At 67.6% G+C, this 15,461-nt stretch carries 14 protein-coding genes and 1 pseudogene; 7 read left to right on the forward strand and 8 right to left on the reverse strand.

Annotation, left to right across the window (positions count from 1 at the left end):
* From ACESL5_RS07760 to ACESL5_RS07770, 3 genes and pseudogenes are all read right to left on the reverse strand, one after another.
* Positions 1 to 204: pseudogene (locus tag ACESL5_RS07760) on the reverse strand (hypothetical protein); the annotation flags it as partial.
* A 140-nt stretch (positions 205 to 344) separates the two neighbouring features.
* On the reverse strand, positions 345 to 1,343 hold the full coding sequence (locus ACESL5_RS07765; protein ID WP_372592211.1) for an MBL fold metallo-hydrolase: 999 nt from the start codon (positions 1,341 to 1,343) through the stop codon (positions 345 to 347).
* Between the two features lie 177 nt (positions 1,344 to 1,520).
* Positions 1,521 to 2,504, reverse strand: a complete 984-nt coding sequence (locus ACESL5_RS07770) for an aldo/keto reductase (protein WP_372592212.1) — start codon at positions 2,502 to 2,504, stop codon at positions 1,521 to 1,523.
* A 100-nt stretch (positions 2,505 to 2,604) separates the two neighbouring features.
* On the opposite strand from ACESL5_RS07770, the gene ACESL5_RS07775 reads away from it, so the two are divergent.
* The gene (locus tag ACESL5_RS07775) at positions 2,605 to 3,042 is read left to right on the forward strand and encodes a phosphate-starvation-inducible PsiE family protein (protein WP_372592213.1); all 438 of its coding nucleotides are present in this window, start codon (positions 2,605 to 2,607) and stop codon (positions 3,040 to 3,042) included.
* Positions 3,043 to 3,098: 56 nt separating this feature from the next.
* On the opposite strand, the gene phoU is transcribed toward ACESL5_RS07775, so the two are convergent.
* Positions 3,099 to 3,821: a phosphate signaling complex protein PhoU gene (gene phoU / locus ACESL5_RS07780; RefSeq protein WP_372592214.1), complete on the reverse strand. Its 723-nt coding sequence runs from the start codon at positions 3,819 to 3,821 to the stop codon at positions 3,099 to 3,101.
* A 193-nt stretch (positions 3,822 to 4,014) separates the two neighbouring features.
* Here phoU and ppk1 point away from each other — a divergent pair, with 193 nt between their 5' ends.
* The 4 genes from ppk1 to ACESL5_RS07800 all read left to right on the forward strand — a co-directional run bounded on the left by ppk1 (position 4,015) and on the right by ACESL5_RS07800 (position 9,465).
* Positions 4,015 to 6,090 (forward strand): polyphosphate kinase 1, encoded by a 2,076-nt coding sequence (gene ppk1, locus ACESL5_RS07785; RefSeq protein WP_372592215.1) that lies wholly within the window; start codon positions 4,015 to 4,017, stop codon positions 6,088 to 6,090.
* A 119-nt stretch (positions 6,091 to 6,209) separates the two neighbouring features.
* Positions 6,210 to 6,446 carry a PP0621 family protein gene (locus tag ACESL5_RS07790; RefSeq protein WP_372592216.1) on the forward strand — a complete coding sequence of 79 codons (237 nt, stop codon included), beginning with the start codon at positions 6,210 to 6,212 and terminating at the stop codon, positions 6,444 to 6,446.
* A complete protein-coding gene (locus ACESL5_RS07795) occupies positions 6,425 to 8,089 on the forward strand; it encodes a sensor histidine kinase (RefSeq protein ID WP_372592217.1) in 1,665 nt (554 codons plus the stop codon). The genes ACESL5_RS07790 and ACESL5_RS07795 overlap by 22 nt, the downstream gene beginning before the upstream one ends.
* 5 nt (positions 8,090 to 8,094) lie before the next feature.
* Complete coding sequence (locus tag ACESL5_RS07800) at positions 8,095 to 9,465, forward strand: sigma-54-dependent transcriptional regulator (RefSeq protein WP_372592224.1); 1,371 nt, start codon at positions 8,095 to 8,097, stop codon at positions 9,463 to 9,465.
* An 83-nt stretch (positions 9,466 to 9,548) separates the two neighbouring features.
* On the opposite strand, the gene ACESL5_RS07805 is transcribed toward ACESL5_RS07800, so the two are convergent.
* On the reverse strand, positions 9,549 to 10,055 hold the full coding sequence (locus tag ACESL5_RS07805; protein WP_372592218.1) for a SixA phosphatase family protein: 507 nt from the start codon (positions 10,053 to 10,055) through the stop codon (positions 9,549 to 9,551).
* 374 nt (positions 10,056 to 10,429) lie between these two features.
* Here ACESL5_RS07805 and ACESL5_RS07810 point away from each other — a divergent pair, with 374 nt between their 5' ends.
* Both ACESL5_RS07810 and ACESL5_RS07815 read left to right on the forward strand, forming a co-directional pair.
* Entirely contained in the window at positions 10,430 to 10,891 is a 462-nt protein-coding gene (locus ACESL5_RS07810; protein ID WP_372592219.1) for an FHA domain-containing protein, read from the forward strand.
* 7 nt (positions 10,892 to 10,898) lie between these two features.
* A complete protein-coding gene (locus tag ACESL5_RS07815) occupies positions 10,899 to 12,626 on the forward strand; it encodes a protein kinase domain-containing protein (RefSeq protein WP_372592220.1) in 1,728 nt (575 codons plus the stop codon).
* A 24-nt stretch (positions 12,627 to 12,650) separates the two neighbouring features.
* On the opposite strand, the gene ACESL5_RS07820 is transcribed toward ACESL5_RS07815, so the two are convergent.
* From ACESL5_RS07820 to ACESL5_RS07830, 3 genes are all read right to left on the reverse strand, one after another.
* Positions 12,651 to 13,670, reverse strand: a complete 1,020-nt coding sequence (locus ACESL5_RS07820; protein ID WP_372592221.1) for a LysM peptidoglycan-binding domain-containing protein — start codon at positions 13,668 to 13,670, stop codon at positions 12,651 to 12,653.
* A 118-nt stretch (positions 13,671 to 13,788) separates the two neighbouring features.
* Positions 13,789 to 14,598 carry a PP2C family protein-serine/threonine phosphatase gene (locus tag ACESL5_RS07825; protein WP_372592222.1) on the reverse strand — a complete coding sequence of 270 codons (810 nt, stop codon included), beginning with the start codon at positions 14,596 to 14,598 and terminating at the stop codon, positions 13,789 to 13,791.
* Between the two features lie 137 nt (positions 14,599 to 14,735).
* Positions 14,736 to 15,461, reverse strand: a 726-nt coding sequence (locus ACESL5_RS07830; protein ID WP_372592223.1) for an ATP-binding cassette domain-containing protein, incomplete at its 5' end; no start/stop codon positions are given.

Below are 15,461 nucleotides of genomic sequence, written 5' to 3' on the forward strand. Positions count from 1 at the left end.
CTGGCGTTCGAGGTCACGGTAGGTCTGCTCGATCACGCCCAGCCGGGCGAGCAGGGCATCCGGGTCGGCGGCGGTCACGTCCCAGAGGATGCGCGCCTCCTCGATCCCCTGCAATGCGTGCGAGTCGTCCGGTCGCGGGACGTCCGCCGCGACTGCCAGCCACGGCAGGAAAAGGCACACCAGACCAAACACCACTCGACGCATTGTTCGTCCCTCCCCGCTTTCGCGATAACGCCTTGATGCAGTAAAGCCGATCGGCGCGCCAGTTCCAAGCTCCTGCGCAAAAGAAAGCCGCCCGCGGGTTGCCCCGGGGCGGCTCGTTGGCTGGGTAATCCGTCAGCCGATCAGAACTCGAATTCCATCTTCTGGAAGACACGCCCGGCGTTCTGGCCGGCGAGTTCGTCGTAGGTGTGCCAGTGCGAGAACTGGCTCTGGTCGAGCTCGTAGGCATCCTGCAGGGTGCCGCCCTCGTCGATGATCCGGCCGATCTCGGTGCGCAGGAACACCAGGTAGTCCTTGGTGTAGTGCTCGACCGTCTCCAGGTCGGTCGGTCCGCCGTGACCCGGGATGATGGTCTTGCCCTCGGCGACCTCGGCGAACTTCGGCCAGGTCTCCAGCCAGGCGGCCGTGTCGGTGTACTCGAAGATCGGCAGCATGCGGATGTTGAAGGCCATGTCGCCGGCGATCAGCACGTCGCGCTCGGGGATGACCACCGAGATGTCGCCCGGGGAATGCGCCTCGCCGAAATACACCACCTCGGCGGTCAGTCCGCCCAGGTCCAGCTCGATCCGGTCTTCGAAGGTCCGGTTCATCGGCACGGCCTCGTCGGTGCCCTCGGCCTTCTCCTCGGCGATGCGCTTGAGAGTGTCGAGGTAGTCGGCCGCGTGGCTGTCGTAGTACTCCGCGGAATCGACGTGCCCGATGACCTCCGCCCCCTGGTCGATCCAGTAGCCTGTGGCCATGGCCGCGTGCAGCTGGCCGTTCTCGTTGACCACGTACTTGACTGGCACGTCGGTGCGCTTCTTGATCTCCTCGTGCAGGGCCTCGGCCAGCTGGTAGGAGGCGCCGGCATTCATGACCAGTACCGCATCCTCGCCGATGACGAACGAGAGGTTGTTGTTGTGCAGCGAGTTCTCGTAGGTGTAGGGCTGGGTCGCACCGATGGCCGACCAGACATCGTCGGCCACCTGCTGCGGCATGTCGTAGAGCATCGAATCCGGCGCCTTGTCGGCCGGGTTGTCATCCTCGGCCAGCGCCGGGCCGGCGAGCAGGCCGCCGGCGGCTACCGCCAGCGCCACGCCACGAGCCAGCTCCCGGGTCTCTCTCATCCAGTCGGTCAGCATATTGTCACTCCTTCGTTTCCGGCCACCCCCGCGGTCCGAGTCGGATTCCTGCAACGCGGGGTGCCAAGGTTTTTATTAGCAGGCTAACCTTCCTCCCGTACGCCAAGAAAAACAAGCCCGGATCCATTCGGGTTTTTGATTCGAAACAACATGAACTGATCGGCAGGCGGCGGACTGTCAGTTCCAGGCCAGCCCGCCCCGGGTACGCCAGTAGACCTCCGCCGGCTCGATCAGGGCGCCGAGAGCCTCGAGATCGGCGGGCGACAGCGAGACCTCGAGACCGCGGAGGTTGGCCGACAACTGTGCCTCGGTGGCCGCCCCGGAAAGCACCATGTCCACCCAGGGGTGCGCCAGCAGCCAGGCGATCGCGACGGCATCGCGGGTCACGGCATGCCGGCCCGCCACGGCGTCGAGCACCGCCATCCGGCCGGCATCCTCCGGCCGGTCGTTGCGGGCGGTCAACCGACCGTTGGCCACGCCTTCCTTGACGATCACGGCCATGCCGGCGTGAGCAGCTTCCTCCAGCGTAGTACCGATGGAGGGCTCGAGCAGGTTGAAAGTGGCCTGCACCGCGTCGAACAGCGGCCGACCGTCGATCTCCACCGCCATGGCCCGTTCCAGCGTCTCTGCCTGCCGCGGCCCGCTGGTGGTCAGGCCGATGGCCGTGCCCGCGTCGCGCAGCTCGGCCAGGCGCTCCAGCACGGTGACGTTTTCCAGCACGCCGGAGTCGAGCGTCGCCGAATGAATCTGGTAGAGGTCGGGCGGGCCATTCAGGGCCTCGAGCGTCTCGCCCCACTGCCGGTCGAGCACCTCGCGCGAGTGCTCCTTGACCTCGTGCACCTCGGCGTCGACCTGCCAGTCAGCGGTGTAGGTGTAGCCCCACTTCGATCCGATCACCGGCCGCCCCTCCGGCGGGCGCCCGGCGAGCCAGGCGCCGAGGAACGCCTCGGCCCGACCGTAGGAACGGGCGGCATCGACATAGCGAATGCCCTGTTCCCAGGCCAGGTCGAGCATCCGGTGGCAGTGTGCGCGCATGGCGTCGACGTCGCGCCGGCCGGGCATGTCTGCGCCGTGGCCGAGGTTGATGTAGCCGGGGCGCCCCAGGGCGGCCAGCCCCAGACCGATTCGCGGGTGCGGCAGGGTCAGTCGCTTGTTCGGCATGACAGGGTCTCGGTTCGTCGGTTATAAGGGTGAGCAGAACAGGGAAGTGCCGCGGCCCCGGGGGCAGGGCCTTCCACCTTGTCGAGTGCAGGAGGCTAGCATGCAGCGATTCCGTCTGAGCCATCCCGTCCACAGCGTGGTCAAGGGCTTGGAACTCTTCGGCCTCATGGTCATCCTGGTGGCCACCTTCGTCGCCGGCTCGCAAGCCGTCTGGGACATGATCCTCGCTCGGCGCGTGGATCTCGCCGATCTCCTGCTGCTGTTCCTGTACCTCGAAGTGCTGGCGATGATCGGTGCCTACCTGCATACCGGGCGACTGCCGATCCGCTTCCCCATTTACATCGGCATCATCGCGCTGGCGCGCTATCTGGTGCTGGAGGTCAAGGACCTGGATGCCTGGAAGATGCTGGCGGTAGGCGCGACGATGCTGATCCTCGCCGCCACCGTCCTGGCCCTGCGTTACGGCCACCTGAAGCTGCCCTACCCGGAAAACGACGTGGAGCACGACGACCGCAACAAGCCGGATCGGTCCGACTGACGGCCAAGCGGAACAAGCCGGCGATGCCGGCTTGTTCCCTTCGGATTCGCGTTCGGTCAGATCTGGGTGCGTTCCTTGGTCTCGTCGCGTTCCTCGCGATGAGTCTCGACACCCTTTTGCTGGAAGATGACGTACTCGGCGATGTTGGCGCAGTGGTCGCCGATCCGTTCGATCGCCCGCATGCAGTAGAGCATCCGCAGGCTCAGATCGCCCTTGTCCGGGTTCTCGGCCATGAAGCCGAGCAGGACGTCATGGACCATGTTGTACTCGTGGTTCACGTGCGTGTCGCGACGGATGATCTCCTCGGCGGCGACGTGGTCCTGACGCACGAAAGCGTCGAGCGCATCGTGCAGCATCCCCTTGACGATCCGCCCCATCACCCGGAAGTGGGTGGCGAAGGCGGTGGACTGCAGCGTCGGGCCGACCTCCTCGGCGATGCGCGCGAGCTTCTCGGACTTGTCGCCGATGCGCTCGAGGTCCGTGATCGCCTTGACGATGGCCATGATGGTGCGCAGGTCCCGGGCGGCCGGTGCGTAGCGGGCGATGATGTGGATCGCCAACTCGTCGATGGACGTCTCCAGCCGGTCGATCTCGTAGTCCTGCTCCATCGCGACCCGGCCGCGCGCGGCGTCCCCATCGAGCAGATAGGCCAGCGCATCGTCGAAATGCTGTTCGGCCACGCCGCCCATGTTCATGAGCAACGACCGCAGTGCGTCGAGGTCGTCGTCGTAGCGGGTGAGGGTGTGGGGGGTGAGCCTGGGGGTTTCTTGCTGCGTCATGTCCCTGAAATCTCCGTCTGGGTTGCCGGTCTCGGGCGATGCCGGCTTGTCTCGGCTCGGCTGCTGGGTTTTACTCGTCAGACGAGGCGGTTTCACGGCCCCGTCATGCCCCGCGGGCAGACTGGCAAGGCCCGTTGGCACCGGCCGAGCCGTTCAAATGCGCCTACTCTAACCGACTTTACGTTGCGAAATAATGACGAACACCACCGAAAATTCCTTGCCGTTCATCAATCGCGAACTGAGCCTGCTGGGCTTCAACCGGCGGGTACTGGAGCTTGCCCAGGACCGGAACGTCCCCCTGCTCGAACGACTCAAGTTCCTCTGCATCTCCTCGTCGAACCTCGACGAGTTCTTCGAGGTACGGGTCGGCACGCTCACCCAACAGATCCGCGCCGGCATCAGCCGGCCCGACGACGCCGGCCTCTCGCCCCTGGCCCAGCTGGATCTCGTGCTCGAGCACGCGCATGCGCTGGTCCACGACCAGTACGAGACCCTCAACCAGGAGATCATCCCGGCGCTGGCCGAGGAGAACATCCACTTCCTGCGCCGCACCCACTGGACCGAGGCCCAGGCCCTGTGGGTCAAGCAGTACTTCCGCCGCGAACTGCTGCCACTGCTGACCCCGCTGGGGCTCGACCCCTCGCACCCGTTCCCGCGCATTCTCAACAAGTCGCTGAACTTCATCGTCTCGCTGGAGGGCAACGACGACTTCGGCCGCGAGGCCTGGCTGGCGATCGTGCAGGCGCCGCGCGCCCTGCCGCGCATCATCCAGATGGACGCTGACGCGGCGGAGGGCCCGTCAAGCTTCGTCTTTCTCAGCTCGGTCATCCATGCCCATGTCCACGAACTGTTCCCGGGGATGACGGTGACCGGCTGCTACCAGTTCCGCGTCACGCGGAACAGCGACCTCTCCGTGGACGTGGACGACGACGAGGACCTGCTGCAGACGCTGCAGGGCGGCCTGTTCGAGCGCAACTACGGCGATGCGCTGCGCCTGGAGGTGGCCGACAACTGCCCGCCGGACATGATCGATTTCCTCTGCGAGCGCTTCGCTCTCGACGACCGGCAGGTATTCCAGGTGCACGGGCCGGTCAACCTGCACCGGCTGATGTCGCTGCCCAACCTGATCGACCGCCCCGAGCTCAAGGATCCCCCGTTCACGCCGCGGCTGGACCCGGAGTTCGACCCGGACCGCGATATCTTCGAGACCATCGCCCAGCAAGGCAGTGTGCTGCTGCACCATCCCTACCAGTCCTTCATGCCGGTGGTGGAGTTCATCCGCCAGGCCGCAGAAGATCCCATGGTGGTGGCGATCAAGATGACGCTCTACCGCACCGGGCGCGACTCGGCAATCGTCGACGCTCTGGAGGCGGCGGCGCGGGCCGGCAAGGAGGTCACCGCGGTGGTCGAGCTGCGGGCGCGCTTCGACGAGGAGGCGAACATCAACATCACCACCCGGCTGCAGAGGGCCGGAGCCTACGTTGCCTACGGCATCGTCGGCTACAAGACACACGCCAAGATGGCGCTTGTGGTCCGGCGCGACGGCAACCGTCTCAAGCGCTTCGTCCACCTGGGCACCGGCAACTACCACCCGGGCACCGCGCGGCTTTATACCGACTTCGGCCTGATGACCGACGACCGCTTCATCGGCGAGGACGTCAACAAGCTGTTCATGCAGCTGACCGGCCTGGGCCGTGGGATCCGCCTCAAGCGATTGCTGCAGTCGCCGTTCACCCTTCACGACGGCATGCTCGAGCGCATTCGCCGCGAGACGGCCCACGCCCGTGCCGGGCGCAAGGGCCTGATCCGCGCCAAGATGAACGCACTGATCGAGCGCCGCGTGATCGAGGCGCTCTACGAGGCCTCGCAGGCCGGGGTGAAGGTCGAACTGGTCATCCGTGGTGTCTGCTGCCTGCAGCCGGGCATCCCCGGGGTATCGGAGAACATCCATGTCCGCTCGGTGATGGGTCGCTTTCTCGAGCACCCGCGCGTGTTCTACTTCCACAACGACGGTGACGAGGAACTGTTCCTGTCCTCTGCCGACTGGATGCCGCGCAACTTCTTCGCCCGCGTAGAGACCGCCTTCCCGGTCGATACCCCGGAGATCCGGGCGCGGGTGATCGACGAGGCCTTCGACCGGTACCTCGCCGACAACACCGGCGCCTGGGAGCTCACCGCCGAGGGCGAGTACCGCCGCATCTCTCCCTCGGGCCGGAAAAAGCCCTTCAATGCCCAGCAGTCGCTGATCGTCGACCTGGGCAAGGGCTGAGCCGACCACCGGCCCGTTGCCCTCCCCGGCAGGCGTGCCCCGCCGGAGGTTGGGGCGCGGGCTCGGCCAATGCGATACTCTCCCCACGTCATCCCCGGACCCAGGCTCACCGTATCCTCATGCTCAAGCTGCTTTTCTGGCTCGTCGTCGCCCTGATCGTCGGGCTGTTCTTCGCCATCCGCAACGCCAACCGCGTCCGCGCGGAGCAGCAGGAGCGCGAGCAGACCCGCGCGCTGGAATCCGTGCGCTGCGCCCAGTGCGGCGTCTTCGTGCCGGAGGAAAAGGCCGTGCGACGTGACGGACAGGATTTCTGCAGCTGGGAGCATGCCGACCAATGGCATCGCGAACACCACTGATCAGCCCGGCCGGGGCGGAGAACTGGCGCGGGCTGCGGCTGGCCAACGCCTACCGGCTGCTGCTCGCGCTGGCACTGACCGCGGCCGCCATCACCGACCAGGGTCCGGCCATGTTCGGCCAGACCGCCCCCTCCCTGTTCATGATCACCGCCTGGGCCTACCTGTTCCTGGCCATGGCCTTCGAGTGGCTGCTCGAACTGCGGGTGCTGCCGTTCCGGCCCCAGGCACACCTGCACACGGTCGGCGATCTCGTCTGCCTGATCCTGATCGCCTATGCCTCGGGCGGCCCGCAGGGGCCGATCGCGCTGGCACTGGTGATCGCGGTGGGGATCGCCGCCGTGCTCCACGGGGGGCGGGCGGCAATCGGCTACGCTGCCGCCGGCGGGATACTGGTACTGGGCGAGGCGGTCTATGCGTCGTGGCTCCAGGCGGATGCCGACCACATCACCAATTCGGGCTTTCTCGGCGCGGCCCTGCTGCTCATCACCGTGCTGGTGATCGCCTTCGAACGGCGGGCGGCGGCGTGGGAGCAGCGCTCCCAGAGCCAGGAAAAGGAGGTCCGCTACCTCTCCGAGCTGGCCCTGCGCGTGATCGACCAGACGGACAACGGCATCGTGGTCTCCGACCCCGACGGGGAGATCGAGTACATCAACGACGCCGCGCGCCAGCTTCTGCGAAAGCCAGAAGGGGACGGGACGTCAGACGAGACGAACCCGAACGACCTGGGCGACATCTGCCCAACGGTGCTCGACGCGCTGCAGTCCTGGTACAACGGCAGCGGGCCGCAGCTGGCCGACCTCGATTACCCGCGCCGCATCCGGACGAACTTCCACCGCATCGAGACGGCCCTGGGTCCCCGGGCCCTGGTCCTGCTCCTGGACCTCACCGCGGAGGACGAGCGCGTTCGCCGCGACAAGCTGGCCGCACTGGGACGGCTGATCGCCTCGATCGCCCACGAAGTCCGGAACCCGCTCTCGTCGATCCGCCAGGCCGCCGAACTGTTGCCCGACTCGGACACGCCGGAGGAACGCGAGCAGCTGACGACCATCATTACGCGCCACAGCGACCGCATCAACCGGCTGGTGGAGGACGTGCTGGGTGCCGCCCGCGCCCCGGTGGTTCACCCGCAGGCGGTCGATCTCGGCAACTGGCTGGAGCAGTTCGTCGCCAGCCGCCGGCAGCGATGGCAGAATGCCGACCCGGCACCGGAACTGGTGACCACGGGCCCCGATGCCGCGGCCGCCGTGATGGTCGACACCACGCACCTGTGGCAGGTCATGGACAATCTCTGTGACAATGCCGAGCGCCACGGCCGCCCCGCGGACGGTCAGCTGAAGATCGCGATCACCCTGTCACCGGCAGGCCGCGCGCAATGGCAGATCCGGGTCTGCGACAATGGCCCGCGCATCGAGGCGGCCAATCGCGACGCCCTGTTCGAGCCGTTCTTCACCACGCATTCGCAGGGCACCGGGCTGGGCCTGTTCGTCTCGCGCGAACTGGCACTGGCCAACCGGGGCGAGCTCGCCCTGGAAGATCCCGACCACACGCCGGGCCAGGCCGGGAACTGCTTCGTCCTGACATTGCCGGCGGCCGACGGGGCGAGCGAGGCCGAGGACACCACCCAGACACAAGGAAAGGAATGACCAAGATGGGCAGCTGCCTGATCGTGGACGACGAACCGGACATTCGCACCCTGGTCGCGCTCTTCATGAAGCGCGAGGGGGTCCCCACGCTGGAGGCGGCCACCCTGGCCGAGGCGAGGGAACAGCTCGAGGCGCATTCCGATGACATCGATCTCTGCCTGGCCGACATGCGACTGCCGGATGGCAATGGCCTGGACCTGGTCGACGAGATCCGCACCAGTCGCCCGCAGCTTCCGGTGGCCGTGATCACCGCCCACGGCCAGGTCGAGGCCGCCGTGCGGGCGCTGAAGGCCGGCGCCTTCGACTTCATCAACAAGCCCATCGAGCAGGACACCCTGCGCCGGCTACTGCGCGATGCCCGCAACCTGCAGCCGTCCTCCGAGGAAGCGGCGACGAGCCCGACCACGCCGGAATCGACGTCGACCGATGCCGGCGAATCGCCGCTGATCGGCCGATCGAAGGCCATGCGGCAGATGCGCGAGATGATCGGCAAGCTGGCGCGTTCCCAGGCACCGATCTTCGTCCAGGGCGAATCGGGCACCGGCAAGGAACTGGTCGCCCGCGAGATACACAGCCACAGCAGCCGTGCGAAGGGGCCGTTCGTCCCGGTCAACTGCGGCGCGATACCCGACGAATTGATCGAGTCGGAACTGTTCGGCCACCAGAAAGGGGCCTTCACCGGGGCCACCCGGGACAAGCCGGGCCTGTTCCGGTCCGCCGAGGGCGGCACGCTCTTCCTCGACGAGATCGCCGAGCTGCCGCTCAACCTGCAGGTCTCCCTGCTGCGGGTGCTGCAGGAGCGACGGGTCCGCCCCGTGGGGGCGACCCAGGAAGTGCCGGTGGACGTGCGCATCGTGTCCGCCTCGCACCAGGACCTCAACCAGGCCGTCGCCGAGGGTCGGTTCCGTCAGGATCTTTTCTTCCGCCTCAACGTGATCGGCCTGCGGGTTCCGCCCCTGCGCGAGCGTCTCGATGACCTGCCCGAACTCGCCGAGGCCATCGTCGCCCGGCTGGCCGCACGCGACGGCCGCCCAGTGCCGGACATCGATCCGGAGGTGGTCCACTGGCTGGCCGGCCAGTCGTTCCCGGGCAACGTGCGCGAACTCGAGAACCTGCTCGAGCGCGCCATGGCACTGACCGACAGCGACCGCATCACGGTTGAGGCGGCGTCCCCCGACCCGATGCTGGCCGGCGGCGACGAGACTCCGACGACCACGCTGGCCGCCTGCCCGGGGTTCATCCCGGAGAACGACGAGCAGCGCGAGGTGGTCATGGCGCTGCAGCAGACCCGCTGGAACCGAAGCGAGGCGGCCCGTCAGCTCGGCATGACCCTGCGCCAGCTGCGCTACCGGCTGCAGAAGTGGGGAGTCGAATAAAAGGCGGCAGAAGTCAGCGGTCAGATGTCAGAAAGACTCCTTCCGACGTCCGACCTCTCGTCTCTTGAACCTGATTCCCGGGTTCAGTCCGCCAACGCCCTGAGCACCGCCGGCGGCAAGGCCCAGACGAGTTTGCCACTGCCGTAGCCGACGGCGTTGTCGAAGCGAATCAGCATCATCCCGCCCTTCTTCAGCGGCATGTTGCCGTTGGCACGTCCAGAGACGAGGCATTCGCAGATCTGGCCCAGGTTCGGCTCGTGACCGACGACGGCCATGCCGTCCACCCGCGGCTGCTTGCGCAGCCAGTCGATGGCCCCCTCGACGGGCGCATCGGGGGCAAACGCCCCCTCCGGCTCGCTCTCGCGCACCTCGACGGCCGGGGCGACGATCTCGGCCGTCTGGACCGCGCGTATCGCCGGGCTGGCAATCAGTCGCTCGATGGGCAGCGCCAGCGTGGTCAGCCCACGGGCGGCCATCTTCATCCGGTCGATACCACGCTGGGTCAGCGGGCGCTGGTCGTCCGGCAGACCCTCCCGGGCGAATTCCTCGCGCCCCTGCGCGGCGGCGTGTCGAATGATCAAGAGATCCATGTTGGTTCTTCCATTCCCGCTTGGCGGCCACCGGCACGGTCTGCCGACGGCATGAATGACTCCGGAACCTCCAGGCGCATCCGGATGCGTTCGAGGCTCCCCGTGTGACAGGATGCCCAGGACAGACTACCTGATCATGACACTGTGACCGGACTGGAGGACCCGGGTTCGTCCCGCTCCAGATGCGCTATAGTAGAGCAGCCGGGGACACGTCCCGGTTTGACTCTGCATGAAGATGACAGCATGACAACGGGAATCCGCCGGACCGGGCTCCCGAAACCTCATCCAATCGACCGGAGAAGGAAGCACGCATGGAAGGCAATCGACGGGCCGAAACAGGCAGGATCAATCGCTCGGCTGGACCACAGGGAACGATGCTGTTCCAGGCCGATACCCTCCAGACCCGGGCCGGGGAAGCCGAATCCCGCCGCGACACTCGCGCCACGGTGGCCGAACCGGTGCTCGAGGGTCGCAGCCCCGGCATCGAGGGCCAGCGCTTCACCCTGCGTGCCGGTCGGCAGACCCTCGGTCGGCGTGGCAACAACGACATCGTCCTGGAAGATGCCTCGGTGTCATCGTCGCATGCCTGGATCCTCAACCAGCAGGGGCACCACGTCATCATGAACATGCTGTCGACCAACGGCACCTTCGTGAACGACAAGCGTGTCCACGAGGCCACCCTGAAGCACGGCGACCGCATCCGGCTGGGCCAGGCGGAGTTCGTCTTCCTCACGCGCGAGGAAGGCGCCGGACGCGTCGGACCCCGCCACTGGCTGGTAGGCGGCCTGCTGGTCGCAGCCATGGCGCTGGCGCTGTACCTGATCTACAACCCGTAATCGGCGCGTGACGGACGGAGCCCTACCCGAACGCATCGGGCGCTACCGCATCGAGGGCGTGCTCGGAGAGGGGGCGATGTCGGTCATCTATGCCGGCTACGACCCCAGCATCAACCGGCACCTGGCCGTCAAGTGCCTCAAGGACGAGGTCGCCCGGGACGAGTCCTATCGGCGTCGCTTCCTTACCGAGGCACGCGCGGCCGGCACCCTTACCCATCCGAACATCGTCACCATCTACGACGTCGGCGAGGCGGACGGACGACCCTACATCGCCATCGAGCGCCTCGCCGGGGACACCCTGGCCAATCGCGTGGCGCAGGAGGGGTTCCCCCCTATCGGGGTGATCATCGAGCTGGTGGGGCAGGTGGCCGCCGCGCTGGACTTCGCCCACCGCAACGGCGTCGTCCACCAGGACATCAAGCCCGAGAACATCATCCTGGTCGAGGGATGGAGTCACGCGAAGGTCAACGACTTCGGCGTCGCCCGCCTGCATGAGGCCCCGGTGGAAAGCGACGACGGTATGGTCGCCGGCACGCCCAGCTACATGTCCCCCGAACAGCTGCGCGGCCAGAAGACCGACGGTCGCAGCGATCTCTACTCGCTGGGGGTAATGCTGTACTGGTTACTCGCCGGGCGCCTGCCCTGGGAGGAAACGGACGTCGACCGGCTGCTCCGGAAACGCCTCGAAACACCGCTTCCCCGGCTCACCCCGCGCGACCCGTCGACCCCCGACGTGCTCATCGAGATCACCCGCGGGCTGCTCCGGACGAACCCCGCCGCCCGTTACCAGCGCGGACACGAGGTGATCGACGACCTGCGCCACGCCCAGCGGGAGCTCGAGCGCCTGCGCGACGACCCGGTCGCCACCCGGATCATCCCGATGCGGATCCGCTGGGCCGGCATCCTGGGTGCCGTGCTCACCCTGACGCTGCTCACCGGCCTGGCGGCCGTCTACGTCAAGCAGAACGAGGCGATCACCGGTCTGGCCGTGGACTACGGCGGCTCGCTGGGGCGCACCATCGCCAGCGAGGCGGCCGAGGATCTGCTGCTCGACGACCGGGTAGCCGTGCGGGCCCTGGTCCGGGACATGCGGCAGAACAACCAGATCCGCCATCTCGCCATCGCCGATCGCGATGGTCGCGTGATCGCGAGCGGCGCGCCCGAAGAGATCGGTGCCCCGCTCGGCGAACTGCCCGAAGACAGTCGGCTGGCGCTCGACGACGACATCCGCAGCTACCAGGGCGGCGCCGGGTCATCGGCACGGGAAGAGGGCATGCTCCTGTTCGACGTGCCGATCCGCTACCAGTCGCACACGGTCGGCACGCTGCGCCTGGGCGTGAGCGACGATCGGCTCGAGGCCGCCAACCGCACCACGCTGGTATCGATGCTGGCCGCCCTGCTGGTGACGCTGGTGGTCGTGCTCGGCGCGGCCTGGTGGCTGTTCCGACGCCTGCTCACGCCACTGGACGTGCTGCGCCACGCTCTGCTGCGCGTGGCACGCGGCGACACCCGTCACCGCATCCGGCTGGAGCGACGTGACGAGTTCGGCCCGCTGTTCGGGGCTTTCAACCTGATGAACGAAACGCTCGAATCCCGGCAACCGCCTTCGCGGGAGTCGGAGGCGGCGGGTCAGCCGGATGGCGTCGACAACGCCGAACCGATGCCGACCCAGGTGGTCAGGCCGGCAGGGAGCTCGTCGGAGACCGAGGGACGGGAAACCGAACAGACACGCTGAAACGGGAGGTCTGGCGGGTCTAGGTCAGAGGCTGTCGAGGCGACGCTGCAGTTCCCGGGCACGGGCGCGATAGGTGCGCGCCGGCTCGAAGTCGGGGTCGATCGCCAGCGCGCGATCCCACAACTCGATCGCCTCGGTCAGATTCTGGTTGCGGTAGCGCAGGATCGCCCGTTCGTGGTAGCGGTTGACCAGCCGCTCGCGAAGCTCGTCGGCCCGGCTGCCGGCCGGCTCCAGATCCGGATCGATCGCCAGAGCGGCCTCGAACCGCGCCAGCGCCTCCTCGTCCCGCCCATCCGCGACCAGATCCATCCCTTCCTGCTGCAGGCGCTCGATCCTGGCCGTTCTGGCATTCTCGTCTTCCACCGCCTCGGCGGACCGATCGGTAATCGCATCGGTCGTCCGGGACGGCCTGCCCACCGAAGGCAGACGGTCTTCAGGCAGGGCAAGAGCGGCGACGGTCCGCCGGGTGGGGACGGGAGCCGCGGGCGGTTCGACCATGGCAGGTTCGCCCTTGGCGGACGGTTTTTCGGCATCGTCCGCCGGCTCCTCGCGCCCGGACGGCCCGGGCAGGCGCAACGCCTCGCCGACCCGCAGGTCCGAGGGGTTCCGGGAATCGTTGTAGCGGGCCAGGATCAAAAACAGGCCGGGGTCTCCGAGGCTGCGTGCGGCCAGCGCGCTGTAGGAGTCGCCGGGCCGCACCACGTAGCGGTGCGACTCCCGCCCGAGCATCGCCTCGGGGTCGGCCGTGAGCTGACGCAGGATCGCGCGAGCCGCCATGTCGTCGGGGTGCTGTTCGAGGTAACGGTTCAGCGCCCTTTCACTGCCCTCGTAATCGCCTCGCTGCAGGTCGGCCAGGATCGCGTTCAGGGAGCGCACGTCCTCGACCTCGGCCGGCTCCGGATCAGGCTCCGGTTCGCTGCCCACGAAACGGCCGAGCAGCCCGCCGGACTCGGCCAGGTCTCGCTTGAGCTGTGCCTCGAACTCGTCGAACTGGGCACAGCCTCCCAGCCCCAGGGCGAGAAAGCCCGCGCCGAGCAACGCCATGCCCACCCGCCGGCGTCGCCTCGGCGGGGCCAGACCCCTTCTCGGTGACCACATGCTTACGTATTCCTCGATTGGTGCCGGCGGCAGACGTACGCCTGCCACCATTCGCTCGTGTTCATCATGCCGCCGACCCGGGAAACCGGGCTCGGCCGAGACACCGCTCCCACAGCGAGGCCGGCGGGGTTCTGGCCAGGATCAGGGCGACATTGTCGCCCGATTCCCCACCCCGGGCCGTCGCCCGGGAAAGACCGGTGCGCACGGCATCGAAGAGGTCTTCCTGGCGCAACAGCCCGGCCAGCTCCCGGGTCGACAGGGTCTCCCAGACGCCGTCGCTGCACAGCACGAAGCCCTGCCCCGGACGCAGGACGGCATAGCCATGATCCACCTGCGGGGGCTCGGCACCTCCGAGCCCCCGCAGGAGCACGTGCTGGTCCGGATCGGTGGCCAGATCCTCCATTGACAGCTCGCCGCGCTCTACCTTGAGACGGGCCAGGCTGTGATCCTCGGTGCAGGACAGGCAGCGTCCGCCCTGGAAGTGGTACAGGCGGCTGTCACCGACATGGGCCCAGTAGGCCTGATCGCCCCGCATGAGCAGGGTGACGACGGTGGAATGGGGTTCGCCGTCCACCCAGGCATTCCGGCGACGGATCTCGGCATGCGCCTCCTGGCAGAGCGTCTCGAGAAAGAGGGCTCCGGGCTGTTCCTGCCAGACCCGCTCGTCCCACAGCTCCCGTGCGGCGTGGATGACGCCACCCGACGCCAGTTCACCGGCGCCGTCGCCGCCCATGCCGTCGGCCAGCACCATCAGCCGGGTGTTCTCGCGACGGTCGTGAAAACAGATCAGGTCGTCCTGCTGCGATGGACGTCCGCCGCGGGCCCGCCCGCAGACCATGCGGGACAGCTCCCTGATCTCCGTGTCGACATCCATATCCGTTCCCCCGGCAGGCTCCTTCGCCCTCCGTCAAACCACCGCCCGACAACCGCCGGGCACATGATCCGCAGTATAGACGTCGCGACGCCGCTATCGGAAACCCGACCCCGACCCGCGGTATCGTCCAGACGCGGTCAGCCGGCCTCCTCCTGCCGCTCCAGCCAGTCGAGCTCGAGAGCATCGAGCCGCGCGCGAACCGTTTCCCGCTCCTGCTGCAGGCGGGCGACATCCTCGTCGTGCTGGCCGTCGTAGAGCGCCGGGTCGGCCAGCGCCTGGTCGATCTCCTCCAGTCGCGTTCCCGTTTCCTCGAGCTCGGACTCGAGCTTCGCCAGTTCGCGTTCACGCTGCTTTCCGGCCTTGCCCCTCGGCTTGCCCCAGGACTTCCGGTCGACCGGCTTGGCAGCCTTGCCCGGCTTCTGCTCGGCCTGCTCCCGGTTGTAGGCACGACGTCGCTCGGTGACCGCCGCACGGTAGTCGTCAAGATCACCGTCGAAAGGCAGCGCCTCGCCGTCTCGCACCCACCAGAACCGGTCGCAGACCATCTCGATCAGGGTGCGGTCGTGCGAGATCACCAGCAGCGCCCCGTCGAAGGCCTGCAGGGCCTCGGCCAGCGCCTCGCGCATGGCGAGATCCAGGTGGTTGGTAGGTTCGTCGAGGATCAGCAGGTTGGGCGCCTTCCAGACCAGCAGGGCCAGCGCCAACCGGGCCTTCTCGCCCCCGGAGAACGGCTCGATCGGCTCGAAGATGCGGTCGCCGACGAAGCCGAAACGGCCGAGAAAATCGCGCAATTTCTGGGTCGTGCCCGCCGCACCGGCGACCCGTTCGAGCGCGATCAGCGGCGTGTCCCGCGGGTCGAGCTG

The sequence above is a fragment of the Guyparkeria sp. genome, assembly GCF_041687595.1.
GTDB lineage: Bacteria > Pseudomonadota > Gammaproteobacteria > Halothiobacillales > Halothiobacillaceae > Guyparkeria.

Bases quoted from the DNA above. Each gene is read 5' to 3' on its own strand.
- ACESL5_RS07805 (WP_372592218.1), bottom strand. From the start codon at position 10,055: ATGGATCTCTTGATCATTCGACACGCCGCCGCGCAGGGGCGCGAGGAA.
- ACESL5_RS07765 (WP_372592211.1), bottom strand. From the start codon at position 1,343: ATGCTGACCGACTGGATGAGAGAGACCCGGGAGCTGGCTCGTGGCGTG.
- ACESL5_RS07820 (WP_372592221.1), bottom strand. From the start codon at position 13,670: ATGGCGTTGCTCGGCGCGGGCTTTCTCGCCCTGGGGCTGGGAGGCTGT.
- ppk1 (WP_372592215.1), top strand. From the start codon at position 4,015: ATGACGAACACCACCGAAAATTCCTTGCCGTTCATCAATCGCGAACTG.
- ACESL5_RS07790 (WP_372592216.1), top strand. From the start codon at position 6,210: ATGCTCAAGCTGCTTTTCTGGCTCGTCGTCGCCCTGATCGTCGGGCTG.
- ACESL5_RS07795 (WP_372592217.1), top strand. From the start codon at position 6,425: ATGGCATCGCGAACACCACTGATCAGCCCGGCCGGGGCGGAGAACTGG.
- ACESL5_RS07825 (WP_372592222.1), bottom strand. From the start codon at position 14,598: ATGGATGTCGACACGGAGATCAGGGAGCTGTCCCGCATGGTCTGCGGG.
- ACESL5_RS07775 (WP_372592213.1), top strand. From the start codon at position 2,605: ATGCAGCGATTCCGTCTGAGCCATCCCGTCCACAGCGTGGTCAAGGGC.
- ACESL5_RS07810 (WP_372592219.1), top strand. From the start codon at position 10,430: ATGCTGTTCCAGGCCGATACCCTCCAGACCCGGGCCGGGGAAGCCGAA.
- phoU (WP_372592214.1), bottom strand. From the start codon at position 3,821: ATGACGCAGCAAGAAACCCCCAGGCTCACCCCCCACACCCTCACCCGC.
- ACESL5_RS07800 (WP_372592224.1), top strand. From the start codon at position 8,095: ATGGGCAGCTGCCTGATCGTGGACGACGAACCGGACATTCGCACCCTG.
- ACESL5_RS07770 (WP_372592212.1), bottom strand. From the start codon at position 2,504: ATGCCGAACAAGCGACTGACCCTGCCGCACCCGCGAATCGGTCTGGGG.